The organism is Ruegeria sp. ABD4_443 (genome assembly GCF_056160865.1).
This window is the reverse complement of the sequence record NZ_JBSWYA010000004.1, coordinates 289800-315983: the sequence shown is the minus strand read 5'-3', so window position 1 is coordinate 315983 and position 26184 is coordinate 289800. Positions and strand designations below refer to the sequence as shown.

General features: G+C 61.6%; 28 protein-coding genes. 14 read left to right on the top strand and 14 right to left on the bottom strand.

The features are described 5' to 3' along the window. Positions 1-85: 85 nt before the first annotated feature. Positions 86-1312: an FAD-dependent monooxygenase gene (locus ACXAG8_RS10555; protein ID WP_475223906.1), complete on the top strand. Its 1227-nt coding sequence runs from the start codon at positions 86-88 to the stop codon at positions 1310-1312. Here the strand turns inward: ACXAG8_RS10555 and ACXAG8_RS10550 are convergent. The 6 genes from ACXAG8_RS10550 to ACXAG8_RS10525 all read right to left on the bottom strand — a co-directional run bounded on the left by ACXAG8_RS10550 (position 1309) and on the right by ACXAG8_RS10525 (position 5494). After that, entirely contained in the window at positions 1309-1494 is a 186-nt protein-coding gene (locus ACXAG8_RS10550; RefSeq protein ID WP_475223901.1) for a Trm112 family protein, read from the bottom strand. The genes ACXAG8_RS10555 and ACXAG8_RS10550 overlap by 4 nt on opposite strands. Next, positions 1491-2132, bottom strand: coding sequence for an LON peptidase substrate-binding domain-containing protein (locus ACXAG8_RS10545; RefSeq protein WP_475223898.1), 642 nt, complete (start codon positions 2130-2132; stop codon positions 1491-1493). Before ACXAG8_RS10545 ends, ACXAG8_RS10550 begins: the two co-directional genes overlap by 4 nt. Positions 2133-2159: 27 nt before the next feature. Beyond that, positions 2160-3077: a thioredoxin gene (gene trxA, locus ACXAG8_RS10540; RefSeq protein ID WP_475223896.1), complete on the bottom strand. Its 918-nt coding sequence runs from the start codon at positions 3075-3077 to the stop codon at positions 2160-2162. An 86-nt stretch (positions 3078-3163) separates the two neighbouring features. After that, on the bottom strand, positions 3164-3952 hold the full coding sequence (locus ACXAG8_RS10535) for an exodeoxyribonuclease III (RefSeq protein ID WP_475223894.1): 789 nt from the start codon (positions 3950-3952) through the stop codon (positions 3164-3166). 123 nt (positions 3953-4075) lie between these two features. Then, complete coding sequence (locus ACXAG8_RS10530) at positions 4076-4447, bottom strand: VOC family protein (RefSeq protein ID WP_475223892.1); 372 nt, start codon at positions 4445-4447, stop codon at positions 4076-4078. 360 nt (positions 4448-4807) lie between these two features. Further along, positions 4808-5494 carry a response regulator transcription factor gene (locus ACXAG8_RS10525; RefSeq protein ID WP_093964262.1) on the bottom strand — a complete coding sequence of 229 codons (687 nt, stop codon included), beginning with the start codon at positions 5492-5494 and terminating at the stop codon, positions 4808-4810. Positions 5495-5656: 162 nt separating this feature from the next. On the opposite strand from ACXAG8_RS10525, the gene ribA reads away from it, so the two are divergent. Both ribA and ACXAG8_RS10515 read left to right on the top strand, forming a co-directional pair. Then, positions 5657-6751 carry a GTP cyclohydrolase II gene (ribA, locus tag ACXAG8_RS10520; RefSeq protein ID WP_475223889.1) on the top strand — a complete coding sequence of 365 codons (1095 nt, stop codon included), beginning with the start codon at positions 5657-5659 and terminating at the stop codon, positions 6749-6751. Then, positions 6748-7248 (top strand): L,D-transpeptidase family protein, encoded by a 501-nt coding sequence (locus ACXAG8_RS10515; RefSeq protein WP_475223886.1) that lies wholly within the window; start codon positions 6748-6750, stop codon positions 7246-7248. The genes ribA and ACXAG8_RS10515 overlap by 4 nt, the downstream gene beginning before the upstream one ends. Here the strand turns inward: ACXAG8_RS10515 and ACXAG8_RS10510 are convergent. Both ACXAG8_RS10510 and ACXAG8_RS10505 read right to left on the bottom strand, forming a co-directional pair. Continuing rightward, positions 7232-7891: a YggS family pyridoxal phosphate-dependent enzyme gene (locus tag ACXAG8_RS10510; protein WP_475223884.1), complete on the bottom strand. Its 660-nt coding sequence runs from the start codon at positions 7889-7891 to the stop codon at positions 7232-7234. The genes ACXAG8_RS10515 and ACXAG8_RS10510 overlap by 17 nt on opposite strands. Positions 7892-7992: 101 nt before the next feature. Further along, positions 7993-9039: a porin gene (locus ACXAG8_RS10505; protein ID WP_475223882.1), complete on the bottom strand. Its 1047-nt coding sequence runs from the start codon at positions 9037-9039 to the stop codon at positions 7993-7995. 280 nt (positions 9040-9319) lie between these two features. On the opposite strand from ACXAG8_RS10505, the gene ACXAG8_RS10500 reads away from it, so the two are divergent. The 5 genes from ACXAG8_RS10500 (at position 9320) to ACXAG8_RS10480 (ending at position 14596) form a co-directional block, all read left to right on the top strand. Continuing rightward, on the top strand, positions 9320-9808 hold the full coding sequence (locus tag ACXAG8_RS10500; protein ID WP_475223880.1) for a DUF3576 domain-containing protein: 489 nt from the start codon (positions 9320-9322) through the stop codon (positions 9806-9808). 72 nt (positions 9809-9880) lie between these two features. Further along, positions 9881-12415 carry a leucine--tRNA ligase gene (gene leuS, locus ACXAG8_RS10495; protein WP_475223878.1) on the top strand — a complete coding sequence of 845 codons (2535 nt, stop codon included), beginning with the start codon at positions 9881-9883 and terminating at the stop codon, positions 12413-12415. Beyond that, a complete protein-coding gene (gene lptE, locus ACXAG8_RS10490; protein ID WP_475223875.1) occupies positions 12402-12893 on the top strand; it encodes an LPS assembly lipoprotein LptE in 492 nt (163 codons plus the stop codon). Before leuS ends, lptE begins: the two co-directional genes overlap by 14 nt. Continuing rightward, the gene (holA, locus tag ACXAG8_RS10485) at positions 12890-13918 is read left to right on the top strand and encodes a DNA polymerase III subunit delta (protein ID WP_475223872.1); all 1029 of its coding nucleotides are present in this window, start codon (positions 12890-12892) and stop codon (positions 13916-13918) included. Before lptE ends, holA begins: the two co-directional genes overlap by 4 nt. 81 nt (positions 13919-13999) lie before the next feature. Continuing rightward, entirely contained in the window at positions 14000-14596 is a 597-nt protein-coding gene (locus ACXAG8_RS10480; RefSeq protein WP_475223869.1) for a glutathione S-transferase family protein, read from the top strand. On the opposite strand, the gene ACXAG8_RS10475 is transcribed toward ACXAG8_RS10480, so the two are convergent. After that, positions 14593-15783: a TIGR03862 family flavoprotein gene (locus ACXAG8_RS10475; RefSeq protein ID WP_475223867.1), complete on the bottom strand. Its 1191-nt coding sequence runs from the start codon at positions 15781-15783 to the stop codon at positions 14593-14595. The genes ACXAG8_RS10480 and ACXAG8_RS10475 overlap by 4 nt on opposite strands. A 48-nt stretch (positions 15784-15831) precedes the next feature. Between ACXAG8_RS10475 and ACXAG8_RS10470 the strand changes: the two genes are divergently transcribed. Continuing rightward, positions 15832-16140, top strand: a complete 309-nt coding sequence (locus tag ACXAG8_RS10470) for an HNH endonuclease (protein ID WP_475223865.1) — start codon at positions 15832-15834, stop codon at positions 16138-16140. Here the strand turns inward: ACXAG8_RS10470 and ACXAG8_RS10465 are convergent. The 3 genes from ACXAG8_RS10465 to ACXAG8_RS10455 are packed head-to-tail and all read right to left on the bottom strand — an operon-like array spanning position 16129 to position 18217. After that, positions 16129-16866, bottom strand: coding sequence for a VOC family protein (locus tag ACXAG8_RS10465; RefSeq protein ID WP_475223862.1), 738 nt, complete (start codon positions 16864-16866; stop codon positions 16129-16131). The two genes, ACXAG8_RS10470 and ACXAG8_RS10465, sit on opposite strands and share 12 nt — an antisense overlap. Continuing rightward, positions 16863-17471: an enoyl-CoA hydratase/isomerase family protein gene (locus ACXAG8_RS10460; RefSeq protein ID WP_475223859.1), complete on the bottom strand. Its 609-nt coding sequence runs from the start codon at positions 17469-17471 to the stop codon at positions 16863-16865. Before ACXAG8_RS10460 ends, ACXAG8_RS10465 begins: the two co-directional genes overlap by 4 nt. Next, positions 17468-18217 carry an SDR family oxidoreductase gene (locus ACXAG8_RS10455; protein WP_475223855.1) on the bottom strand — a complete coding sequence of 250 codons (750 nt, stop codon included), beginning with the start codon at positions 18215-18217 and terminating at the stop codon, positions 17468-17470. Before ACXAG8_RS10455 ends, ACXAG8_RS10460 begins: the two co-directional genes overlap by 4 nt. Positions 18218-18351: 134 nt before the next feature. On the opposite strand from ACXAG8_RS10455, the gene ACXAG8_RS10450 reads away from it, so the two are divergent. From ACXAG8_RS10450 to lpxK, 5 genes are all read left to right on the top strand, one after another. Further along, a complete protein-coding gene (locus ACXAG8_RS10450; RefSeq protein WP_475223851.1) occupies positions 18352-19875 on the top strand; it encodes a DUF2125 domain-containing protein in 1524 nt (507 codons plus the stop codon). A 177-nt stretch (positions 19876-20052) separates the two neighbouring features. Further along, complete coding sequence (locus tag ACXAG8_RS10445; RefSeq protein ID WP_475223848.1) at positions 20053-21399, top strand: TldD/PmbA family protein; 1347 nt, start codon at positions 20053-20055, stop codon at positions 21397-21399. After that, a complete protein-coding gene (locus tag ACXAG8_RS10440) occupies positions 21386-22186 on the top strand; it encodes a 3'(2'),5'-bisphosphate nucleotidase CysQ (protein WP_475223846.1) in 801 nt (266 codons plus the stop codon). Before ACXAG8_RS10445 ends, ACXAG8_RS10440 begins: the two co-directional genes overlap by 14 nt. Next, complete coding sequence (locus tag ACXAG8_RS10435) at positions 22183-23418, top strand: 3-deoxy-D-manno-octulosonic acid transferase (RefSeq protein WP_475223844.1); 1236 nt, start codon at positions 22183-22185, stop codon at positions 23416-23418. Before ACXAG8_RS10440 ends, ACXAG8_RS10435 begins: the two co-directional genes overlap by 4 nt. After that, complete coding sequence (gene lpxK, locus ACXAG8_RS10430; RefSeq protein ID WP_475223842.1) at positions 23405-24403, top strand: tetraacyldisaccharide 4'-kinase; 999 nt, start codon at positions 23405-23407, stop codon at positions 24401-24403. Before ACXAG8_RS10435 ends, lpxK begins: the two co-directional genes overlap by 14 nt. Here the strand turns inward: lpxK and ACXAG8_RS10425 are convergent, their stop codons facing one another. Both ACXAG8_RS10425 and ACXAG8_RS10420 read right to left on the bottom strand, forming a co-directional pair. After that, complete coding sequence (locus ACXAG8_RS10425; protein ID WP_475223840.1) at positions 24404-25516, bottom strand: CaiB/BaiF CoA transferase family protein; 1113 nt, start codon at positions 25514-25516, stop codon at positions 24404-24406. Next, entirely contained in the window at positions 25516-26184 is a 669-nt protein-coding gene (locus ACXAG8_RS10420; protein ID WP_475223837.1) for a DsbA family protein, read from the bottom strand. The genes ACXAG8_RS10425 and ACXAG8_RS10420 overlap by 1 nt, the downstream gene beginning before the upstream one ends.

Sequence of the window (26184 nt, the reverse complement as noted above, 5' to 3'; positions counted from 1 at the left end):
CGTCCCCCGTCGTTTTCACGCTGGACGGACGGTAGCGACAGGACCGCACATGGACAATCCCGAAAGGGCGCGCATATTGCGTGTCATGACACAGGCATCAGATATCTTGATCGTGGGCGGCGGCCTGAACGGGCCAGCCCTGGCGCTGGCTCTGGCGCAGGCAGGCAGCACCGTAACGGTTGTCGACGCGCTGGCCCAGAAGGTGCGCAAGAACGCGGCATTTGACGGTCGTGCCTATGCCCTTGCGCTGGCATCTCAGCGTCTGCTGCACAGCACGGGCGTCTGGGACCGGGTTTCCGATCACGCGCAGCCGATGCTTGAGATCAAGGTCACCGATGGCCATGCGGGCATGGGGCCATCGCCCTTTTTCATGCATTTTGACCACGCGGAAATCGAAGAAGGCCCGATGGGCTTTATGGTCGAAGACCGCCATCTGCGCCGCGCGTTTCTGGATGCCATGGCCGAAGACAGCCGTATCACTGAAATCAGCGGCCGCACCGTGGTTGCGCAGGAAACCGCCCCGTCCGGGGTTTCGCTGACCCTGGATGACGGATCGGTAATTGCGGGCAGCGTGCTGGTCGGGTGTGACGGCCGCCGCAGCGGCACAGCCCAACGCGCGGGGATACGGCGGTCCGGGTGGGATTACGGCCAGACCGCGCTTGTCTGCGCAATCGAACACGACCTGCCGCATCATGGAATTGCGCATCAGTTCTTTATGCCGCCCGGCCCATTGGCCATCCTGCCGCTGACCGGCAACCGCAGCTCGATCGTCTGGAGCGAGCGCACCGAGACCGCCCGGCGCATCGCGGCCATGTCCGAAGCCGATTACCTGCAGGTGCTCAGACCTCGGTTCGGAGATTTCCTGGGCGACATCCGCCTTCAGGGTGATCGCTTTACCTATCCGCTGAACCTGACAATCGCCAATTCCTTTATTGGCGAGCGGCTGGCACTGGTCGGCGATGCGGCGCATGGCATGCACCCGATCGCGGGGCAAGGCCTGAACGCGGGGCTGCGTGATGTCGGCGCGCTTGCCGAAGTGCTGACCCTGGCGGGCAGACGAGGCGAGGATATCGGGTCGCCCCTGGTTCTGGAGCGGTATCAGGAATGGCGCAGGTTCGACACGGCCGCCCTGGCGATGGCCACGGACGTGTTCAACAAGCTGTTTTCCAACGACAACCCATTGCTGCGCCTCGGGCGCGATATCGGTATGGGCGTCGTGGGTGCCCTGCCCGGGCTGCGCCGGGGCTTCGTGCGCGAGGCCGCCGGCCTGACCGGAGACCTGCCGAAATTGCTGCAGGGTCGCGCGATCTAGTCCAGCGCGCGGGCCTCGTCCACAAGCATCACCGGAATGCCGTTCCGAATAGGAAATGCCAGCCCAGCAGCCTTTGACACCAGCTCTTGCCGGTCGGCATCGTAATGCAGCGTGGTGTGGGTTTGCGGGCAGATCAGCGCCTCAAGCATGTGGCGATCAAAGGCAAATTGGGCTTCGGTCATTGCATTGCTTCCTCATTTGATCCGCCGCGCATGGCAAATTCGATCAATGTCACAAGGGTTTCGCGGCGCGTGCGCAAACAGGGCGCTTCAAGCAGGGCTTGTTTGTCTTCGGCGTCAAAGTCCAAAAGCATGGACAGCGAATTCACCAAAAGTTCGTCCTCGGCGTCTTTCAGTGTTTCCCAATCGGTCGACAATTGGCGCGAGGCAAAGAATTTCTCCAACAGGGTCAGGAACCGGCTGCGGTCGAACCTGTCGTCGATCTCTGTTTTTCCCAGGTCGCGGTCGAATCCGTCCCAGCAGACGGAACACCGGCGATAGGGGGTAAACCCATCCAGCTCGGATTTGACGCGGAACCGCGATATTCCGGTCAGCGTAATCAGGTAACGGCCATCTTCGGTTTCGGAGAACTGGGTCACCCGGCCCGCGCAGCCGATCTGATGCAACTTGTCATCTTTGCTTTGACACGGGTTCGGCTGAACCATCCCGATCAGTCTTTCCTGCGTCTTCAACGCGTCGTCCAGCATTTGCAGATAGCGCGGTTCGAAAATATGCAGGGGCAGGCGCGACCGGGGCAGCAAAAGCGCCCCGGGCAGCGGGAAAACGGGGACCGTTTCCGGCAGGTCGGCAGGATGCATCATGTAACCGAGTGTAGCCCTGTTCCCGATTTAGGCAAATATCATCGAGCTGAGCTTGCGCCGACCGTTCAGCACAACCGGGTCATTGGGCTTGAGCGCATCAAAGATCGTGAACAGTTGCGCCTTGGCTGCGCCGTCGTTCCATTCACGGTCACGGCGGAACAGGTCCAGCAGTTGTTCGACTGCGGCCTCGACGTCGCCATTGGCGTGCAGGGCCTGCGCAAGGTCAAACCGCGCCTGGTGATTGTCCGGGTCGGCCTCGACCGCCGCGGTCAAATCGGCAACAGGCCCGGCATCCGCGGCTTGTTTGGCCAGCTCAAGCTGCGCATGGGCGGCCTCAAGCTCGGGCGAGGCCGAGATTTCGGCGGGCGCGCCGTTCAGGATCGCCTCGGCCTGATCAAGATCACCCAGCGCGATATGAGACCGCACAAGCCCACCATAGGCCCCGGCATGGTTCTGATCCTCACCCAGGATCGCGGCAAAGGTCTGCGCGGCATCTGTTGCTGCGCCTTCGGCCAGCATCTCTTCGGCGGCCTGAACAGCGTCATCCAGTTGCCCGCCGGGGCTTTCGCCGCCTGCGGCCTCGATCACACGGTTCACGAATTCCTTTATCTCGGACCCTGGGACGGCCCCCTGAAAGCCATCGACAGGTTGCCCCTTGTGAAAGGCGTATACGGTCGGAATGGACTGGATACGCAGCTGCGACGCGATCATCTGCGCCTCGTCCACGTTGATCTTGACCATTTTCACCGCACCCTTTGCGGCTGTTACGGCCTCTTCCAGCAAGGGGCCGAGCGTTTTGCATGGCCCACACCACGGCGCCCAGAAATCGACGATCACCGGTATGTCCTGCGATGCATCAATGACATCGGCCATGAACGTGGCCTCGGACCCGTCCTTGATCAGGTCGGCGGCTGCGGGGCTGGCTGCGGCGTTCAAAAGGTCCATGACAATTCACTCTCTGGTTCGAACTTGCGCACTATATGCAACTCCGCGCCCCGGAAACCAAGTGCAGAATTGGCAGGCTGTTTGACTCAAAGATCAAAGCTGGCAAATACCGGGGCGTGATCGCTGGGCTTTTCCCAGCCGCGCGCGGCGCGCAGAACCCGGCTGGAATGGCCTGCGTTCGAAATGTCGGACGTGGCCCAGACATGATCCAGCCGCCGCCCCTTGTCTGCCGCACCCCAATCCCGCGCGCGGTAAGACCACCAGCTGTAAAGCTGCCCTTCGGGGATATCCTGACGGGTGATATCGACCCAACCGCCCGCATCCTGTGTCTCGGCCAGGTGCTCAACCTCGATCGGGGTATGCGACACAACCTTGAGCAGTTGTTTATGCGACCAGACATCATCTTCGCGCGGGGCGATGTTCAGATCGCCCACCAAAATGGATTTCTCGGGCTTTTCCGCGCGGAACCAGTCGCGCATGTCAGTGAGGTAATCGAGCTTTTGCCCGAACTTCTCATTCACCTCACGATCCGGAACGTCCCCACCCGCCGGGACATAGAAATTGTGGATCGTAACGCCGTTTTCCAACCGCCCCGCGATGTGGCGCGCATGGCCGAGACCGGCGAAATCCTTGTCGCCCACTTCTTCCAGAGGCAAGCGCGACAGGATGGCAACGCCGTTATACCCCTTTTGCCCACGGGCCACCATGTGGGTATAGCCAAGTTCCGCAAACCCTTCGGTCGGAATCTTGTCCACCGGCGATTTGCATTCCTGCAAACACAGCACATCGGGCGCCTCTTCCTGCAACAATTTCAACACGATAGGCTCGCGCAGGCGAACTGAATTGATGTTCCAGGTGGCTAGGGTAAAGGGCATGGGTCGAATTCCTTTGTCGCGATTGGCTTGACGCAGCACGGCGTTGGGCGCAACGGGAACAGGCCACAAACGGCTAGGGTTCGTCAATGACCGCTATGCGGGCGATACGAGCTTTTGCTGCGATCAGTCCGCATCGGCGAAATAGACGAAACTCATTTTGTTGCCATCAATATCCCGGACATAAGCTCCGTAGAAGTCAGGGCCATATTGCGGGCGAGGGCCCGGTTCCCCTTCATTGGTTCCGCCAGCAGAGAGTGCCGCCGCATAGGCTGCCTGCACTTCTTCTTCACTTTCGCACAGCAAACCGACCATATTCCCATTGCCTGGCGTCGCTGCTTCCTTGTTGAACGGCGGCGTGACCCAAATCCGCCCACCACCGCGCAGACCATAGCAAAATCCATGGGGCATGAATTCCATGACCACCGTTCCACCAATCAGAGGCAGGACGGCATCGAAGTAATCCCTCGCTTTTGCGACATCGTTCGAACCGATCATCACGTAATTTAGGGACATAGAATACCTCGCGATATATTTGGAACATATCAGGAACACATGGCATCCGGTCGACCGTAGCGCAACCCCCGAATTGCGTAGGCCGTTAAAGAACCTGAGCCTCAGGCACTGGTTCAAAAGACGCATCTATCCCGGTGATCCAAGCCTTTATGAGCGAGTGGAGGCTGGCAGTCCACAACCGAGACATGAGTGATCGCGAAGACGCTCAACAAAAAAAGCCGGGCCATCAGGCCCGGCAGTCCAACAGGGAGGTACATGTCATTACCCGGACATGAACGGGTTGGGAGTAAACCTATTATGTGGTCAAAGGTATCACTTTGATCCACGTCAATCTACTGCGAGTTACGAAACAAGCCGATATCCACCGGATTCTGTGACCAAAAGGCGTGCATTCGACGGATCGGGCTCGATTTTTTGGCGCAACCTGTAGATGTGCGTTTCCAACGTGTGCGTGGTCACACCGGCATTGTATCCCCAAACCTCGTGCAGCAACACGTCGCGGGCAACGACACCATCCGTTGAACGGTACAGGAACTTGAGGATATTGGTTTCCTTCTCGGTCAGCCGGATTTTGCGATCGTCTTCGGTGATCAGCATCTTCATCGCGGGTTTGAACGTGTAAGGGCCCAGAACAAACACCGCGTCTTCGGATTGCTCATGCTGGCGCAGCTGCGCCCGGATACGGGCCAAAAGAACGGGAAATTTGAACGGCTTGGACACATAGTCATTTGCACCGGCATCCAGGCCCAGGATGGTGTCTGCGTCACTGTCATGGCCGGTCAGCATCAGGATCGGGCTTTTGACGCCCTGTTTGCGCATCAGGCGGCACAGCTCTCGTCCGTCGGTGTCGGGCAGGCCGACATCCAGAATGACCAGGTCATAAATCGCCTCGCGGGCACGTTCCATCGCAGACTGGCCGTCGGATGCCTCGAATACATCGAAATCCTCGGTCATCACGAGCTGCTCGCTGAGCGCCTCGCGCAGGTCTTCATCGTCATCCACCAGCAGGATTTTCTTGAGTTGAGCCATGTCCCGTTCCTCCAAAGCCTTTTGCATCACTTGCGCTCGCGGATTGCAATCGCAAGAATTGCTGCAACGGTCTCACGCCCTCGTGTCCGACGCGGCGGAAATGTTTCACATTTGTCAGCGAAAGGGCTAGGAAAAAGGGCAGAGCGTTACAGGTTAACCCATATGAGTCTCAATCCAGAAACCACCGAATTGCTTGCACGCGCGCGGGCGGATTTGCGCATGGGTGTGCCGGTTGTCGTGACCGATGATACCGGATTCAGCGTTGTGGCCGTGGCAACCGAAACGCTTGGCCCACAGCGCCTGGCGGATTTGCGCGGCCTTGGCGGCGAACCGGTGGTCGCTATCACCGACCGCAGGGCCGAAACGCTCAAGGCGCGGGCCTATGACGGGGACCTGGCCCGCGTTGTCATCCCGGCCGAGGCGGATATCGGGTGGGTTCAGGCGGTTGCCGACCCGTCCGACGACCTGAACGCCCCGATGAAGGGGCCGCTGATGACACAGCGGCAGGGCAGTGCAAACCTGCACCGCGTGGCCATCACGCTAACCAAATCGGCGCGACTTTTGCCCGCCGCGGTCGTGGTCGGGGTCGAAAATGGCGCAGCGTTCGCGGCTGCACACGGATTGACCCGCATCGACCACGCACGCGCCGCGCCGCATCTGGCCGACCGCAGCCCCCTTCGCGACGTCGTGTCCGCCCGTTTGCCGATGGAAGTCTCGGAAGCCGGGCGCCTGCATGTCTTTCGCCCCGACGATGGCGGCGAAGAGCATTACGCCGTTGAAATCGGGCGCCCCGACCGCAGCAAACCGGTGCTTGCCCGCCTGCATTCGGCCTGTTTCACCGGCGACCTCTTGGGCAGCCTGAAATGCGATTGCGGGCCGCAGCTGCGCGGCGCGCTGGCCCAGATGGGCACAGAAGGCGCCGGGGTGCTGCTGTATCTCAACCAGGAAGGTCGCGGCATTGGACTGGCCAACAAGATGCGCGCGTATTTCCTTCAGGATCAGGGGTTTGACACGGTCGAGGCCAACCACCGCCTGGGCTTTGAAGATGATGAGCGCGATTTCCGCCTGGGTTCGGATATCCTTAAATCTCTGGGCTTTGCCTCGGTTCGGTTGCTCACAAACAACCCCGCCAAGATCGCGATGATGGAAAGAACCGGCATCGCGGTGACCGAACGCGTGCCGCTGAAAATCGGCGAGACCGCGCATAACAGGGGGTATCTGGCCACCAAAGCCGCGAAATCCGGGCACTTGCTGTGACACCCGATGACCTGGTGCTTACCCCGGCAGGGGTAAGGTTTGGTGGCCGGGTTTTCCCCTGCACCATCGGGCGCGGCGGCCGAACCGACGACAAGCGCGAGGGTGACGGGGCAACGCCCACCGGGTGCCATCGGATCGTTGGCATGCTGTACCGGCCAGACAGGATCGGCCCACCCGCCGCTTGGGCCCGGCCAATCGGGCCGCGCGACCTGTGGTCGGATGATGTGAACGACACCCGGTACAACCACGCTGTGCGCGCGCCCCATGCATTTGGCCACGAGGCGTTGCGGCGGCCTGACCCGCTATATGATTTGGTTCTGGTCACCGACTGGAACTGGCCAAATGCCGTTGCCGGGCGCGGGTCCGCAATCTTTTTGCACCAATGGCGTCGCCCCGGATACCCGACCGAGGGCTGCATCGCATTTCGACGCGATCACCTTGGATGGATTGCGCGGCGCATTGCCCCCGGAACGCGGGTGATCATTCCTCCGGTTTGACCCGCGCGCCGAAAATGGCCGAGCCCACGCGCACATGGGTTGCACCCAGGGCGATGGCGGTTTCGAAATCGCTGCTCATCCCCATGGACAGCCCGTCCAGCCCGTTGCGCGCGGCGATCTTGGCCAGCAGGGCAAAATGCAATGCGGGTTCCTCGGAAACCGGCGGGATGCACATCAGGCCCCGTACCGGAAGATCCAGCCCTCGGCATTCGGCAATAAAACCGTCGGCCTCGGCGGGCAGAATACCGGCCTTTTGATCCTCTTCCCCGGTATTGACCTGAATGAACAGATCCGGGCAGGCCCCTTTTTCCTGGGCCAGCCGCGCCAGGGTATTGGCAAGCTTGGGGCGGTCGACGGAATGGATGGCGTCGCACAGATCCATGGCTTGGCGGGCCTTGTTGGTCTGCAAAGGGCCAATCAGGTGCAGATCGACGCCGGAATAGCGCTGTTTGAAATCCGGCCACTTGGAAGCGGCCTCTTGCACGCGGTTTTCGCCAAAACACCTGTGGCCCTGGTCCAAGACGGCGGCGACCCGGTCGTTGGGTTGAACTTTGGACACGGCAATCAACCGGACCGAACCTTGCGCCCGACTGGACGATTTCTCGGCTTTGGCGATGCGGGCAGTGATGTCTTGCAGGGACATGGGGACCTCAATCAGCTTTGCGCGCAGCAAAACACCATGTTGCCCCAAAAGAAAAGGGCAGGTCCGAAGACCTGCCCTTGAACCTTGTGGTTCAGATCAACTTAGAAGTTGAACTGAGCACCAAAGTCAGCGCGGGTAACGCCGTCACCGTCGCCTTCTTTCGAGCGGCCGATACCACCGCGCAGCGATGCACCGCCACCCAGGTCGTAGATCGCACCGATACCATACTGTTGGGTATCGTTGTCAGCCGAACCGTCACCGTAAGCGAAGGTCAGGGTCGTTGCTGCGCCAACATTGTAGGCAGCCGACAGACCGTATGCGGTGCCGTTTTTGGCATCGTCCAGAACGTCATCGTCAGCAACAAACAGGGTGCCCGAGAAGTCGCCGAATTCTGCGCCCAGGGTCAGGACGGTCAGCGACTGCTTGTCAACACCAGGTGCGCCGTCGGTCTGACCGTAGGCCAGAGCTGCGGTTACGTTGTTGAAGCTGTAGGTTGCGCTGATGTCCCAGCGGTCGCCGTCATATGCAACGCCGTTGAACGCCATGGTGCGCTGGTCATACGATGCGCCGAAGGCGAAGTCGCCAACTGCGTACTGGAAGAACACAGCGTTTGCGCCTGCACCGGTCGACGAGTAGCCCAGGAAGCTGTAGTCAACGCCCGAGTACTGACCGATGAAGTTTTCCAGGCCCGGCTCGTTACCGTAGTAGTTTGCCAAGTTGTCGAAGGCACCTGCAACGTTGCCGGCGTCAACACGCAGACCACCGTAGATGACCGAGAAGCGTGCGCCGTTCAGGCCAGCTGCGTTGGCTTCGCCGGTGCCGGCATCTTCGTCAGCCTGCAGACGAACACGACCTTCGAAACGAACGCCACCGTCGGTTTCAACGATGCCGTCGATGTTCAGACGGAAGCGCGAGACCAGGATGGTGTTGTCGGTGTCGACGGTTGCTGTACCGGTCGTGGTTTGACCAGTGACGGTCGCGCCGCTTGCGGTGGTGGTGGTTACACCAGTGTTAACGTTGGTTACGGTGCCGGAGCGATCCTGCATGTAACCAATACCAAAACGGCCGTAACCGCTGAACTTCACTTCGGCTGCTGCAACGCTTGCGGTCGCGATCAGCGCGGTCGTTGCGAAGAGAACTTTTTTCATCTTGTTTCCCTCGGTTTCAATAATTTTCTACTCGACATATGCCTGCTGCACATGTCTCAGCACGGACACCGTGTCGCTCGTTTTGCCCCTGTTGCGCAAGCATGCCATGGAAAGCGCTGGTTCTTTGGTCCTGAATTGGTGCAAGGATGCCACAGTCCTTTTCACCCGATATTTCAGCGGCACAGCCCTGTAACCCAAGAATAGGGTTGTTGCAGCACAGTACCTTGTCTAGGAGTATCCCGTAGCAATGCAATATATGTGAATACAGGACCTGCCGACGATGCGCCTGCTGACGATTTTGGGTTTGACCGTTTTGACCGCCTCCGTTTCTGCATGTGGACAGAATCGAAGCACGTCGCCCAACCCCAATGTTCTTTATGCCGATGGCAGCTCATCAGAGGCGCGCGAGCTGAACGATCCGAATCGTTCGACCATTTGGGATGTCTTCGGGCCAAACAACGCCGAGCAGACCACCAACGTGAACCGCTACTTGTGGGCAGCATCGCTGGACGTGCTGAATTTTCTGCCCGTGCAAGAGGTTGATCCGTTCACCGGTGTGATCGTAACCGGCTATGGCACGCCTCCGGGCGGGGGGCGGCAATACCGGGCGACGGTGCATATCAGCGATCCGGCCCTGGCGGCACGCTCGTTGTCGGTTGCGCTTCAGACCAGCGGCGGCGCGCCGGTCAGCGCCGCGACGACACGGGCGGTCGAAGACGCAATCCTTTCGCGGGCGCGCCAGCTACGCATAGCTGACAACAAGCTCTAGCAACCCGCAGAAAATCGCAATATTACCACGCCGGGTTCTCACCCGGCGTTTTCATTCACGAAGGACCGCACGATGTCGCGCTATTCGGCCAACGAAATCGAAGCAAAATGGCAAAAGGCCTGGGACGAAGCCGGGATTTTCACCGCCAGTCGCAAGGCGGACAAGCCCAAATACTATGTGCTTGAGATGTTCCCGTATCCGTCGGGCCGAATCCATATGGGTCACGTGCGCAACTACACGATGGGCGACGTGATTGCCCGGCACAAGCTGGCTACGGGGCACAACGTGCTGCACCCGATGGGCTGGGATGCTTTCGGGATGCCCGCCGAAAACGCCGCGATGGCGATCGGCGGCCACCCCAAGGATTGGACCTATGGCAACATCGCCGACATGCGCGGGCAGATGAAACCTTTGGGCCTGTCGATCGACTGGTCGCGTGAGTTTGCCACTTGTGACCCGGAATATTACGGCCAGCAGCAGGCCTTGTTCCTGGATATGCTCGAGGCCGGGCTGGTTTATCGCAAGAACGCCGTGGTGAACTGGGACCCGGTCGATATGACCGTTCTGGCCAATGAACAGGTGGAACAGGGGCGCGGCTGGCGCTCGGGTGCCTTGGTGGAACGGCGTGAACTGACGCAGTGGTTTTTCAAGATCTCGGACTATTCCGAAGAATTGCTGGACGCGCTCGACACGCTTGAAAACTGGCCCGCCAAGGTTCGCCTGATGCAGGAAAACTGGATCGGCAAGTCGCGTGGCCTGCAATTCGGCTTTGAACGGACCGATGGCGGCGATCCGATCACCGTCTATACGACGCGCCCCGACACGTTGTTGGGGGCGTCTTTCGTTGGTATCTCGCCGGATCACCCGATTGCCAAGCAGCTTGAGGCCGAAAACGCCGAAGTCGCTGAATTTGTTGCCGAATGCCGCAAGGGCGGCACCACGGAAGAGGCTATTGAGACCGCCGAAAAGCTGGGCTATGACACTGGGATCAAGGTCAAACACCCGCTGGACCCAAGCTGGGAACTGCCGGTCTGGATCGCAAACTTCATCCTGATGGATTACGGCACCGGCGCGATTTTTGCGTGCCCGGCGCATGACCAGCGCGATCTGGATTTCTGCCGCAAATATGATCTGCCGGTCGTCGACACGTTTTTTGCGCTGGACGATGATACGCCGGTGGACAAACTCGCCTTTGTTCCACCGAAAAGCGAAAAGGTGCGTTGGGTGAACCATTTCGCGGGCCTGACCGAGGCAACCGGCGAAGACGCCATCAACACCACCGTGGATTTCGCGGAAAAGGCGGGCTGGGGCGAAGGTGTCACCAAATACCGCCTGCGCGACTGGGGCCTGAGCCGTCAACGGTATTGGGGCTGCCCGATTCCGGTTGTTCATTGCGAAAGCTGCGGCGTGGTGCCCGAAAAGAAAGAGAACCTGCCGGTGCAACTGCCCGACGATGTCACCTTTGACAAACCGGGCAACCCGCTGGACCGTCACCCGACCTGGCGCGACTGTGCCTGCCCGGCCTGCGGCGCGCCAGCCAAGCGTGAAACTGACACGATGGACACGTTCGTCGATTCGTCCTGGTATTTCGCCCGTTTCACCGCTCCGCGGGCTGAAACGCCAACCGAAATGGCCGAGGCCGAGTATTGGATGAATGTCGACCAGTATATCGGCGGGATTGAGCATGCGATTCTGCACCTGCTCTATTCGCGGTTCTTCGCGCGGGCGATGCAGATCACCGGCCACCTGCCGAAAAAGGCCATCGAACCGTTTGATGCGCTGTTCACCCAAGGCATGGTCACGCACGAGATCTACCAGACCCGCGACGCCAATGGCCGCCCGGTCTATCACCTGCCCGAGGACGTGACCGACGGCAAACTGGCAGACGGCACCGAGGTCGAGATCATCCCTTCGGCCAAGATGTCGAAATCCAAGAAAAACGTGGTGGACCCGGTCAGCATCATCTCGGCCTTTGGGGCCGATACCGCGCGCTGGTTCGTCCTGTCCGATTCGCCGCCTGAACGGGACGTGGAATGGACCGCCTCGGGCGCCGAGGCCGCGTTCAAGCACCTCAGCCGCGTGCACCGGATCGCCTCGGAAATCGCCGCATCCGATGAACCGGCCAATGCCGAGGACGAAACCCTGCTGCGCGAGATGCACAAAGCCATCCACGATGTGTCCGGCGGCGTCGAATCCTTTGGTTTCAACGCATCCATTGCCAAGCTTTACGCCTTTACCAATGTGTTGGCCAAATCCAAGGCCGGTACAGGCGCCAGGCGCCAGGCGGCCCGGACGCTGGCACAATTGATGTCGCCCATGACCCCGCACCTGTCCGAGGAACTTTGGCAGATGCTGGGTGGCGAGGGCCTTGTCGCGACGGCCGCCTGGCCGGTTGCCGATGAATCGATGCTGGTTGACGACACCGTCACCCTGCCGATTCAGATCAATGGCAAGCGCCGCGCGGAAATCAGCGTGCCCAAGGATATGGACAAGACGCAGGTTGAAAAAATCGCGCTCAGCACCGAAGCTGTGCAAAAGGCGCTGGATGGCGCTGCTCCGAAAAAGATAATCGTGGTTCCGGGCCGTATCGTGAATGTCGTCGTTTAACCGCAGAACAATCCTGATGCTCCCGCTGGCGATGGCCGCTTGCGGGTTTCAGCCGGTTTATGCGCCGGGCGGTTCGGGGTCCGCGCTTTACGGGAAGGTTACCGTGTCGGCACCGGACACGGTCGAAAGCTATCTGTTGGTTCAGAATCTGGAACAGCAACTTGGCCGCAGCGCCAGTTCAGGCGGCGAATATGCCCTTAAGGTCGAGGTGACGACCGTTACCCGCGGCGCGGCCATCACGACGACGAACGAAACCAACCGTTATACCATCGACGGTACCGCGAAATACGCGTTGCGGTCGGCGGAAACGGGTCAGATCGTAGCCTCGGGCGAGGTTTCGGATTTCGTCAGCTATTCGGCGGCAGGATCAACCGTTTCGACGCTGGCCGATGAACGGGCCGCCAAGGAACGCCTGATGGTGATCCTTTCCGATCAGATCGTGACGCGACTTTATGCCCTGCAGGGGCAATCCGCATGAAGCTGAACCCGCGCGAGGCCGAAGGGTATTTCGCCAAGCCGGACGCGGACAAGACCGGGTTGCTGATCTACGGCGCGGACGCGATGCGCGTTGCGCTTAAGCGGCAACAGGTTCTGGCCGCCCTTTTAGGCCCCGCAGCCGAGGAAGAAATGCGTCTGACCCGCATGCCAGCATCAGACCTGCGCGGCGACCCGGCATTGCTGCTGGACGCGGTCAAGGCGGTTGGGTTCTTTCCCGGTCCGCGCGCCGTGTTTGTCGAAGACGCGACAGAAACCGCCGCCCCGGCCATCCTTGCCGCGCTTGACGACTGGCAACCGGGCGACGCCCAGATCATCGTGACCGCCGGGCAGCTCAAACCCAGCTCAAAGATTCGCAAGGCGTTTGAGGCCAATCCGGCCACCTATTCGGTCGGCATCTATGACGACCCACCGTCGCGGGCCGAGATCGAACGGGTTCTGGCAAATGCCGGGCTAAAGAACATCCCCCGCGAACCCATGGCCGCGATTGCCGATCTGGCCACCGGGCTGAGCCCCGGCGATTTTGCCCAGACATTGGAAAAGCTGTCGCTTTTCAAACGCGGCGACCCGTCAGAGTTGACGATAGAAGATATTGACGCCTGCGCGCCCCAATCCACCGAAGCGGGTCTGGATGACGTGCTGAACGTCGTGGCCGAGGGGCGCCGCGGCGAAATTGGCCCGCTTATCCGCCGCCTGCAGGCTCAAGGAACCAACGCCGTAACGCTGTGCATCGGCGCGACCCGGCATTTCCAGACGCTTTACGCCTGCGCATCCGACCCCGGCGGGCCCGCGCAGGGCATCGGCAAGCTCAGGCCTCCGATATATGGCAAGCGGCGCGACCGCATTCTCCGGCAGGCTCAGGGCTGGGGGGCGGCAAAGCTGCAAACCGCGCTGACCCTGCTGACGGATACCGACCTGACCCTGCGATCGGCCGGGCAGACGGCACCGGCCATGGCCGTGGTCGAACGGGCGATGATCCGGCTGGCGATGCTTGCGCAATCACGATGACGTAAGATCACGGGCCGTCGCGCTTGACCTGCCGCGTCATCGGTTCAGATTGAGCGCAGACCGGAATGGCAGGAGCCCACAATGTACAAGATCTACGGACGTATCCAAAGCCGCGCCTCGCGGGTCATATGGCTGCTTGAGGAGTTGGGCCAGCCCTATGAGTTTATCAATGTCGGACCACATGACCCAAAGGTCCGGGCATTGAACGCCACCGGCAAGATACCGGTTTTGCAGGACGGCGACCTGATCCTGTCGGACAGTTCCGCGATCATGACCTATCTCGCCGACAAGCACGGCGCTGTTACCCATCCGGCGGGCAGCAAGGAACGGGCCATTCAAGATTCGCTGTTCTTTGCAATGCTTGATGAATTCGACGGCTTGCTGTGGGTCACGACCCGAAACAAGTTCATCCTGCCCGAGGACAGGCGCGTTCCGGAAATCTCGGACTCTGCAAAATGGGATTTCGACCAGAATTTTCAGCGTATGGCAGACCGGTTTCAGGGCCCGTTCCTGCAAGGTGAGACGATGACCATCGCCGATATCCTGTGTGTGCATTGCATAAGTTGGGCCAAGTCGGCGGGGTTCCCGTTGAATTCCGACGTCCTGATGAATTACAGCAAGACCCTTCGCAACCGGCCCGCGTACCAAAAACTTGGGGAACTGGCCCAGGCCACCTAGACCTTGCCGGGTTGCGCCAGCCAATTCGCGGCCGAACGCCCGGCCCATCTGCCGGTGGCCAGGCACGCGGTAAGCAGGTAACCGCCGGTTGGCGCTTCCCAATCCAGCATTTCACCGGCGCAGAAAACACCCGGCAGGCGGCGCAGCATCAGGCCGTCATCCATGTCCTGCCACATGACGCCACCTGCGGTCGAGATCGCTTCGTCCAGCGGGCGCAGACCCACATGCGAGACCGGCAGCGACTTGATCAGCGCGGCCAGCGTTTCGGGATCGTCCGGCAGGGGGCGGCCGAATTCCATCAGCAGGGCCGCCCGAACCGGGCCAAGGTTCAGTGTTTTGCGTATATGATTGGCCCGGCTTGACTTGCCGCGCGGCTTTCGCAGCCGTTGCGAAACCCTGTCCTGCTGCACATCGGGCATCAGGTCGATGGTCAGGGGCGCGCCCTCTCGGACGGCCCGGCACATCGTATAGATACCACCACCTTCCAGACCCCGCGCGGAAATCACGGCCTCGCCACGGGTGCGCAAGTGCCCGGCCTGAAAGGCGACGCCTTTCAGCGGCGACCCGAAATGCGGTTTCATATGGTCTGACCAGGCGACCTCGAGCCCCGCATTGGCCGGGGAGAACGGGGCCAGCGCAACACCCTGCTCTGCCAACAGCGGCGCCCATGCGCCGTCGGACCCAAGGCGCGCCCAACTGGCACCGCCCAACGCCAGAACGGTCGCATCCGCCGCCAGCCTCTGTGTGCCGTCCGGCGTTTCGAACACCAAGGCCGTGCCATCCCATCCGGCCCAACGCCACCGGGTTTTCAGAACAACCCCGGCCGCCTCAAGCCGCCGCAGCCAGGCCCGCAACAGCGGTGATGCCTTCATCCCAACGGGAAAAACGCGCCCTGTCGACCCTGAAAAAAGCACCTGCCCCAGATCCTGGGCCCAGGACTGAACGGCCGTGGCGTCGCATTCGGCAATCATGGGGCGCAGCCAGTCCGCCGCCTCGGCATAGGCGTGCATAAGCGTATCGAGCGGCTCATCCTTGGTCAGGTTCAAACCGGATTTCCCAGCCATCAACAGCTTGCGCGCGGCGGATGGCTTGGCCTCGGCGATGGTCACAGCATGACCGGCGACAGCCAGCTGTTCTGCGGCCATCAAACCGGCCGGGCCCGCTCCGATCACGACAGTTTGCGCCATTTGCCACCTCTTGCCTTACCCGCCCTTCGACGCGATCCTGATTCTGTCATGACAAACACTGATCCGATCTGCCCGCTCTGCGGCCGACCGATCCCAAGCCGGAGCGGCAGCCTGCACCATCTGATCCCAAAACTCAAAGGTGGCAAGGGCGGACCCACCGTTCTGTTGCACCAAATCTGCCACAAGGAAATTCACGCCACCCTGTCCGAGGCAGAGCTGGCCCGGGACTTCGCCACGGTCGAAGCCCTGCGGTCACACCCGGCGATTGCAAAGTTCCTGACATGGGTAAAGAAAAGACCGGCGGGCTTTAACGCCCGCACACCCGGACGGCGGCGCGGTCGCGGGTCAGCCCGGTAAGATCGGGTCGCCCGCCGCATCGGACACGGGGCTTGGCAGCCCCTCGACCTCGATCCCGCGATAATCCGGGACCGGTACGGGGGTCATACCCCGTACATGCTGAAATTCCAGCGTCGTGTATGGGCGTTTCCACACCCATTCCCGGTTGCCAACCGCCCACAGATCAGGGTCAGGCGGGGTGTCGTCGGAAAAGGCAAAGAAATGCAGGTCGAACCCGTGCGGGGCGACATCCTGTATCGACAGGCATTTCATGCCCAGCGCGGTGCAAATTTCCTGTTCGGCGGCGATATCCCCTGTGCGCAGGGTTATCTGACCCAGCCGCGCCATCGCAAACGGAGCGGCGGAATCGGCTGCGCCATCGGGTCGGTTTCCCTGGAAATCATGTTGCAACAGCTCAATCACGAACCCGTTTGGATCGGACAGGTGGCACATATACCCGATGTCCAGGAATTGCTGCGGGTCCGTGACGGCCACACCGCAGCGGCGCAGCTGCGCTGCGGCCAGATCAACATCCGGCAGCGTCAGGCCGATTTTCCAGAAACGCTGCGCCCTGTCATGGCAATACCCCGCGCCCTTGGGCATCAACAGCAAATCGGCGTCCTGCCCACCATAGCCGACGCGCCAGTTCGCCCCCTGGCGGCTGACCCGCATGCCCAGTTTGTCGCGATAGAACCCAGCCAGCCCGGCCGGGTCGGGAACGCGCAATCGCAGGGCCGACAGCCTCATGCGCACAAATCGGCAATTCCCGCGGCAATGCCGGGGTCTGCCGCCAGGCTGTCCGAGACAAGCGCATGGGCCGTCTGCATCAGGTCCTCGGGCGCGACAACACGGTCGATCAGCCCAAAGGCGAACCCGTCCGCCGCAGTGATTTTCTGCCCCGCCATGAGGATCAGCTTGGTTCTGGCCGGGCCAATCAATGCGCGCATGCGCCGGGCGTCGGACGGTTGCGGCAGGAAACCCAGCTTCATGACCGGGTAAAAGATGTTGGCCGTCGGCACCGCGATACGCAAATCGCAGGCCAGGACCATCCCATTGGCACCGCCCGCCAACGTGCCGTTCAGCGCGGCAACGGTCAGGCATGGCAACGCCGCAATTGCACCAGACAACCGTTCCCAAACGTCCGAGGTCGCCAGCCCGGCGCGGGCTTCGGCAAGGTCGGCCCCGGCGCTGAACACCTTGCCCGCGCCGGTCAGGATCAACGCGCGGGCCTCGGTGGCGGATTCGGCAATCTCGGCCAGTTCGGTCAGCATCGCCCCGGTCAGGGCGTTGGCCTTGTCCGGATTGTTGAGCGTGACGGTCCACAACCCGTCCTGTTTGTGCAGGTCAATCACGTCAGCCCAACCCTTTGGCGGATATCATCACGCCGCAACGAAATTTCGGTTCCAAGGAATTCATTCGCGTCAGCGCCGCACATCCACAGCAGGGCCCGCGCAGGCCAGTCCGCCGGGATATGGTCGGCCCAGTCCAGTTGACTGACGGGGTTGATGCCGCTGGCCTTGATGCTCCGCTGCATTTCGGTCGCCACCGTACCCGGAGACAGGCCCATCGCGCGAATACCGTTATGAGCCTCTTCCAGATGCAGGCATTCGGTCAGCATTCTGGCACCGGCCTTTGACGAACAATAATGGCTCCACGCTTCGACCGGGTTAGACGCAGCCCCCGAGGACACCGTCAGAACCGTACCGCCGCCACGCGCACGCATGACCGGCAGAACCGCACGCATGCCGTAAAAGACACCCTTGAGGTTTATGTCGATTGCCTTGCTCCAAGCCGTAACGTCGGCGTTGGCCAAATGAAAGATCGGATCAATCACCCCGGCATTTCCAACCAGCACATCGACCCCGCCAAACCGGGCGACACAATCGGCAACCGCCTGTTCAACCTGCGTAAAATCGCTGACGTCACAGGTCAGCGCTAGCGCCTTGTCGCCCAAAGCGTCAGCCAGCGTTTCAATCTCGGCCCGGCTGCGCGCCACCAGGGCAACATTCGCCCCGGCCGCGGCAAATACGCGCCCCGCTTCGGCGCCGATGCCCCGGCTTGCCCCGGTGATCAGCACCGTTTTTCCCTGCATATCCATCTTTTAGGCCCCTTGTGTTGCGTTTACGTAAACTCGTACCGCGCCAACGGGGAATTGGTCCAGCCCTTGCCCCCTTGACGACCGCCGCCACAGGCACGACCATGCGGACGAATTTGATCAAGAAGGGTTCCCCAATGTCTGTTTTCCTTCGCCGCAGTTGCGGCGCCGCCCTGGCCTATGCCGTTGTCACCCAAGGCGCATTTGCCGATGTGACCGCCAGCGATGTCTGGGCAGATTGGCAAGCTTACCTAGGTGGCATGGGGTACGGCATTTCCGGCGAGGAAAGCGTGTCCGGCGACGTGACCACTGTGTCCAACATGACCCTCAGCATGCCGATGCCCGACGCAGAAGGCTCGTTCGACATGGTCATGCCCGAAGTGACCTTTACCGATAACGGTGATGGAACCGTCAGCATCGGTATCCCCGAAAGCTTTCCGTTGACGGTCACCAGCAATATCGAGGGCGAGAATTTCTCGGTCGATCTGATCTATACCCATGATCAGTTGGAAATGGACGTGTCCGGCTCGCCCGAGGAAATGATCTATGACTATACCGCCAAGCGTTTGGGCATTTCGGTTGGTGCAGTCGAAGTGAACGGCGAGGCCCTGCCGGAAAACACGCTGTCGGCTGCGTTCGACATCGGCAACCTGGCCGGGGACTCGAAGATGCTGATCGGCGAAGATCGCACGATCGACCAACAGTTCACCGCCGACACGATGACCTATGCCATGACCTTTGCCGAGCCGGGTACGGACGAACAGGCAAATATCAACGGACAGCTGGACAAGTTGACCTTTGAAGGCGCCAACGTGATCCCGGCCGGGTTCAACGTGGTCGATTCCAGCCAGATGTACGAGACCGGGTTCTCGTTCTCTGGCGTCTTCACCTATGGCACGGGCCAGACCAGCATGGCCGGTACAAGCGAAGGCCAGGACTTCTCGATGGACAGCAGCTCGCAGGGCGGGCGTTTTGCGGTCAGCATGGATGCCGAACGGCTTGCCTATGATGTCGAACAGAACGACGCCAAACTGGCGGTCACGACCGCGGACCTGCCGTTCCCGATCGAAATCGCCATGAAGAATGCCGGGCTGAAGTTCGAGTTCCCGATCAAAGCATCCGAAGAGATCCAGCCCTTTGGTCTGGCCGTGAACATGACCGACTTTACCATGTCCGACGTGTTGTGGAGCATGTTCGACCCTGCCGGTGCCCTGCCGCGTGATCCGGCCAGCATCGCGCTGGATGCCACGGGCACGGCCAAGGTCCTGGTCAATTTCCTGGACCCGGCTGTTGCCGAAAGCCTTGAAACCTCGGACATCATCCCTGGCGAGCTGCATACGCTCAAAATCAACGAACTGCTTGTTTCGCTGGTTGGGGCAAAGCTGACCGGCGACGGGGATTTTGCGTTCGACAATTCCAACACCGAGGAATTCGACGGCCTGCCCGCCCCGTCGGGGGTCGCCAACCTGCAATTGGTTGGTGCCAACGCCTTGATCGACAAGTTGATCGCGATGGGCTTCGTGTCGGAAAATGACGCGATGGGCGCACGTATGATGATGGGCATGATGGCGGTGCCGGGCGACGAACCCGACACGCTGAAATCCACCATCGAATTCACCGAGAATGGCCAGATCCTGGCCAATGGTCAGCGCATCAAGTAACGCGACCTGACGGAAAAGACCGCAGGCGCGGTCTTTTCCCTTTTCCTGGCGCGTTCGGGCCCGCCCTGATCGCGCTTTCCCCCTTCGGATGATCGACGTGGCTGTCTTCAATTGGCGCACGGGTCTTGCGGCACCGGCTGTCCAAGGCTAGGTCCAAGGCAATCAGACGGAGGTTCCATGACCAAGACGCCCGAAGAAATCAGCCAACGCCTGCTTGCCGCCGCACGCGCGGCTGGGGCCGAAGCGGCGGATGCAATCGTGATTGACGGCTCTTCGGTGTCGGTCGAAGTGCGCGCGGGCGCGCTGGAACATGCCGAACGGTCCGAGGGAACAGATTTGGGCCTGCGGGTATTTCTGGGGCACCGGCAAGCCATTGTCTCCAGCTCGGACAGCCGCCCGGAAACGCTTGCCGCAATGGCCGAGCGCGCCGTTGCCATGGCAGCCGAAACGCCCGAAGATCCGTTTTCCGGCCTTGCCGATCCCGATCAACTGGCACGAGACTGGGATATCGACGCGCTTGAGCTGTTCGACCCGACAGACGAGCCAAATGCCGAAACCCTGATGCATGACGCGTTGCGGGCCGAAGCCGCCGCGCTGGCAGTGTCCGGTGTGACACAGGTCTCGGATGCGGCGGCGTCATTTGGCACCCATCATGTGCATGTTGCGGCGACGAACGGCTTTTCCGGCGGCTACAGCCGCACCAACCGGTCCATTTCCTGTGTGGCCATCTCGGGCGAGGGCACCGGAATGGAACGGGATTATGACGGCGACAGCAGAACCTTTCAGGCAGACCTGAGGACCCCCGAAGATATCGGGCAGACCGCCGGAAACCGCGTCGTCCAAAGCATCGGTGCGCGCCAGCCCGAAACGGGCACATATCCCGTCCTTTTCGACGAGCGGATTTCGTCATCGCTAATCGGGCATCTATTGGCGGCGGCCAACGGCTCGGCGATTGCCCGTGGCGCGTCCTGGCTCAAGGATGGTCTGGGGCAGCAGGTTCTTCCGCAATCTCTTTCGCTTGTCGAAGACCCGCATCGCCCGCGCATTTCGGGGTCGCGGCCCTTTGATGCCGAGGGATTGCCGACACGGCGGCGCGCGATCATCGAAAACGGTGTGCTGACCGGTTGGACCCTGGACCTGTCCAGCGCGCGCAAGCTGGACCTTGCATCGACCGCGAACGCGGTGCGGGGCGTTTCGGGGCCTCCGTCCCCCGGCAACTGGAACCTGTCATTGACGCAGGGCACCGCCAGCCGCGCCGACCTGTTGAAAGAGATGGGGACCGGGTTGCTGGTCACGTCGATGATCGGGTCAACGATCAACCCCAATACCGGCGACTATTCCCGTGGCGCCTCGGGGTTCTGGGTCGAGAACGGCGAAATCACGCATCCTGTCAACGAATGTACAATTGCCGGGAACCTGCGCGACATGCTTGGCCGGATTATTCCGGCAAACGACGCGCGCAGCTATCTGTCGCGCGTCGTGCCTTCGCTGCTGATCGAAGGAATGACACTTGCCGGCAACTGACCTGCCCCTGCTGATCGATGCCGCGCTGGAAGCCGGGAAAATCGCGACCCGTTTCTCGGGGCGCGAGGCGCAGCGGTGGGACAAGCCCGACGGTGCAGGCCCCGTGACCGAGGCCGACCTGGCCGTCAACGCGATGCTTGAACAGCGGCTGCCCTCGGCCCGGCCAGGATATGGCTGGCTGAGCGAAGAAACCGAGGACAGCCCCGACAGGCTGTCGCGCGAACGGGTTTTCATCGTCGACCCGATCGACGGAACGCGCAGCTTTGCCGAGGGCGGTCGCACCTGGGCGCATTCGCTTGCGGTGGCAGAGCATGGCCAGGTGACTGCGGCGGTGGTTTACCTGCCGCTGCGGGACCGGCTGTTCGCAGCTGCCTCGGGTGCGGGCGCCACGCTCAATGACGCGCCGATCTGCGCTTCGGCCTGCGACAGCCTGGAGGCGGCCGATATCCTGGCAGCCAAACCGACGCTTGAACCCCGCCATTGGCGCGACCGCCGCACACCGGGCTTCAAACGCGCCCATCGGCCGTCGCTGGCCTATCGAATGGCCCTGGTGGCACAGGGCCGGTTTGACGGGATGCTGACCCTGCGCCCCAGCTGGGAATGGGATATCGCAGCCGGGGATCTGATCCTGCGCGAGGCAGGCGGCATCTGTTCCGACCGGCAATGCAGGCCGCTGCGCTTTAACAATGCGCACCCTCGGCTGAACGGCGTTGTTGGAACGGCGCCGGGTATCCATGACCTGATCTGCACGCGCCTTGACCCGGCGGGGGCTGGAATAGTCGCATGAGCAAGCCCGGCTCACTCAGCCTGGCGGCCTACAGGGTCTTGTCCTGGGGGGTACCGCATGTGGGAAACAGCGCCCCCGAGGCGCGCCCCGAAGGCGAGCTGTTGTGGATACATGTCGACAGACCCGAACGTCTGCGCGCCGTGGACGACCTGTGCCAAAGGCTGCGGCCGGCGCGGCCGGGGCTGTCGCTGCTGCTGACCGCTCCGCCGGATACGGAATTGGAGGGCAGCGCGGGGAAGGATTTCATCCGAACCAATCTGCCGATCGAAAACACCGGCGCCGCCCGGTGGTTTCTGGACCACTGGCGCCCGGATATGGGCATCTGGGTTGGCGGCGGGCTGATGCCCAACGTGATCACCCGCGCCGAAGAACGCGACATCCCGATGGTCCTGATCGAAGCCGAAACTGGCATCCGCACCGGGCGCGGCGTCAAGTGGCTGCCGGACCTGACCCGGTATACGATCGACTGCTTTCACAAGGTTCTGGCCACCAGCGAAGAAACCGCGCGGCAAATAAGGCGCCTGGGCATACCCTCGTCCAAGGTTTCGGTAGCCCCGCCATTGCATATCAGCCCGAACCCGACGCCCTGGCCCGAGGATGAGCTGATCGAGACCAACCATGCGCTTGCGGGGCGCCCGGTGTGGCTTGCCGCCTGGGTGCAGGACAAGGAATTCATCTCGGTTCTCAGCGCCCATCGGCAAGCCTTGCGGATGCTGCCCCGGCTGGCGCTTGTGCTGCATGTGGCGGATATATCCGAGGCGGCACCGCTGCACCGGCGACTGGAATCCATGGACCTCAGATGTGCCAATTGGGACGAAGGGGCGCCGATCGAAGACACGACGCAGGTCATCCTGACATCCGAGCCAGAGGATCTGGGATTGTGGTACCGCATGTCTGCGGTCACATTCATGGGAAGCTCGCTTGAGCGCGGTGCCGGAGGGCGGGACCCCTTGGTGTCGACGGCGCTTGGGTCCGCGGTCATTCACGGCCCCCATGTCAGCCGGCATCAGGGCCTGTATGATCAGTTGAACGACGCAGGGGCCGCCTGCGCCATCCGGTCCGCGACCGAGCTTGGGGATGCGGTTGTCGAACTGCTTGCCCCCGACCGTGCCGCCGACATGGCCTTGGCAGGATGGCGGATCGTTACCGAAGGCGCGCCCCATGCGGATACATTGATTGATATGGTACAGGAAAACCTGGACCGCCGGAGGGCCGACCATGCGGGCACCTGAATTCTGGTACACATCCGCCGAACAGCTGGACCTGAGGGCGCGAATGCTGGCCCCCCTGGGGCGCATTTATGCAAGCGCTACGGCCCGCCGCGTCGCCTTGGACCCTGAATTTGACCCGGATATCCCCGTCATCTGCGTCGGCAACCTCAACGCCGGAGGCACCGGCAAAACGCCCACGGCAATCTGGGTGGTCGAACAATTGCGCGATGCCTGGCACAAGCCGCATGTGGTGACCCGCGGGCATGGCGGGTCGCTGGAAGGCCCCGTGCGGGTGGACCCGGCGCGGCACACCGCCGCGCAGGTCGGGGATGAACCGCTGCTGCTGGCCGCATTCACCGAGGTTTGGGTCGCCAAGGACCGCGCCGCCGGCGCGCGGGCCGCCGCAGATGACGGCGCAACGGTGATCGTGCTGGATGACGGGTTCCAAAACCCATCGGTGGCCAAGGATTTTTCGATCGTCGTGGTCGATGCTGAACGCGGGTTCGGAAATGGCCTGTGCCTGCCGGCTGGTCCCCTGCGTGAACCTGTTGCCGCCGGGCTTAGCCGGGCTGATCTTGTGCTGTCGCTAGGGGATGCGCCCGCCCAGGCCAGTTTCGCGGCCCGCTGGGGTCCAGCCATCCCCGTTGCCCATGCAACCGGAGCGGTCGCCCCGCTGCAAACGGGCATGGATTGGGCCGATACGCCGGTTCTGGCCTTTGCAGGGATCGGGCATCCGCAAAAATTCTTTGATACCCTGCGGCACTTGGGGGCCCGCCTGTTGCGGGCCGAGGCGCTGGATGATCACCAGCAGCTGACGCCTGCGCTGATGTCGCGGCTGGAATCCGAGGCGCGCACGTTGGGCGCCCAGATGGTGACCACCGAGAAAGACGCTGTGCGCCTGCCCCTTTCGTTTCGAAGCAAGGTCATCACCTTGCCGGTTCGCCTGGGCGTGTCAGACACCGCCTTTGTCCGCGACCTGCTGCTGAAGGCGGCACCGGCGCCCTGATCAATCGTCCTGTCCCAGTTTGGGCGCAGGCCTGGTCAGCGACAATGCGCCGTCGGAAAAGGTAAAAGGCGCACGAATACCGGGAACGCCATCCAGCTCTATCTGCAGCCCGCGTGCCCGTACCTGCGGGTCGGCCATCACCTCGTCCAGCGTGTTGATCGGACCTGCCGGAATACCCTCGGCCTCGCAGGCTGCCAGCAATTCGGCCTTGCCCCGTCGGGCCGTGGCCCCGTTCAGACGGGCGATCATGACTCGCCGGTTGGCCAGCCGGTCCTTGTTGCGCGCGAATTCGGGCGCCTGCGCCATATCCTCCAGGTCCAGCACCCGGCACAAACGCTGGTACTGCCGGTCATTTCCGGTTGCGATGATGATGTGGCCATCCGCACAGTCGAACACCTGGTACGGGGCCAGGTTGACATGCGCATTGCCCATCCGTTGGGGCACATTCCCGGTCGAAAGGTAGTTCAAAGCCTGATTGGCGGTCACGGCCACGGCAACGTCCAGCAGCGCCATGTCGACATGCTGACCGCGCCCGGTGCGTTGCCGTTGATGCAGGGCCGCCAGAACTCCGGTCACCGCATAGATGCCGGTGAAGACATCCGTGATGGCAACCCCGGCTTTTTGCGGCTGGCCGTCCGGTTCACCGGTCACCGACATCAACCCCGACATGCCCTGAATGATGAAATCATACCCCGCCCGATGGGCATATGGCCCTGTCTGGCCAAAGCCGGTGATCGAACAATAGACAAGACCGGGGTTCAGCGCCTGAAGGCTTTCGTAATCCAGCCCGTATTTGCGCAGCCCGCCCACCTTGAAATTCTCGATCACGACATCGGCGTCGGCGACCAGGGCCCGGACTTTTTCCTGCCCTTCGGCGGTTGAGAAATCAGCGACAACCGAAGATTTGCCGCGATTGGTCGAGTGGAAATAGGCGGCCGAGACATCATCATCGCGCGTGATGAAAGGCGGCCCCCAGGCGCGGGTATCGTCGCCGTCAGGCGATTCGACCTTGATCACCTCGGCCCCGAGATCGGCAAAAGTCTGGCCGGCCCAGGGGCCAGCCAGAATGCGTGCCAGTTCAACAACTTTCAGACCGGCAAGCGGTGCGGTCATCAGTTACCCAGTTCCTTTTCGATCAAGGCCTTGAAATCATCATAGGTTCTTGGGTTGTCGATCTTCTTGCCATTCACGACAAATGACGGTGTTGCGCTGATATCGTCACGCTCGGCGTTTTCCTGGTACCACGCAACCAGGGTCTGTGCATGCTCGCCATCCTGCAGGCACGCCTCAAGCTGATCGCTTTCGATACCGGCCAGACGACCGATCTTGCGAAGCTCATCCACCACCTCGGCCGGTCCACCAGCGCGCGTCCAGTCGGACTGTCCCTTGTACAGCAGGTCGGTGATGCCAAAGAACTTTTCGGGGCCACCGCAACGGGCGATCATCGAAGCCCAGATGCCAAAGCGATCGAAATAGACCTCGCGATAAGTGAATTTCACCTTGCCCGTGTCGATATAGTCCTGCTTGAGCTGCTTATACGGCCCCTGATGGAAATTGGCGCAATGCGGGCAGGTATAAGAGGCGTATTCGATGATCTCGACCGGAGCGTCTTCGGCCCCCAGGACCATGTCAACGATGCTGGAGGTGTCCAGCTCTGCTTCTTGCGCGCCTGCTTCGCTCACCAGGAAATTGGCCGGTGTGCTGTTTGGCGACAATGTCAGCCAATACCCACCCGCGGCAACGGCGACGGCCGCGCAGATTACGGTTGCAATTCGGCTCAT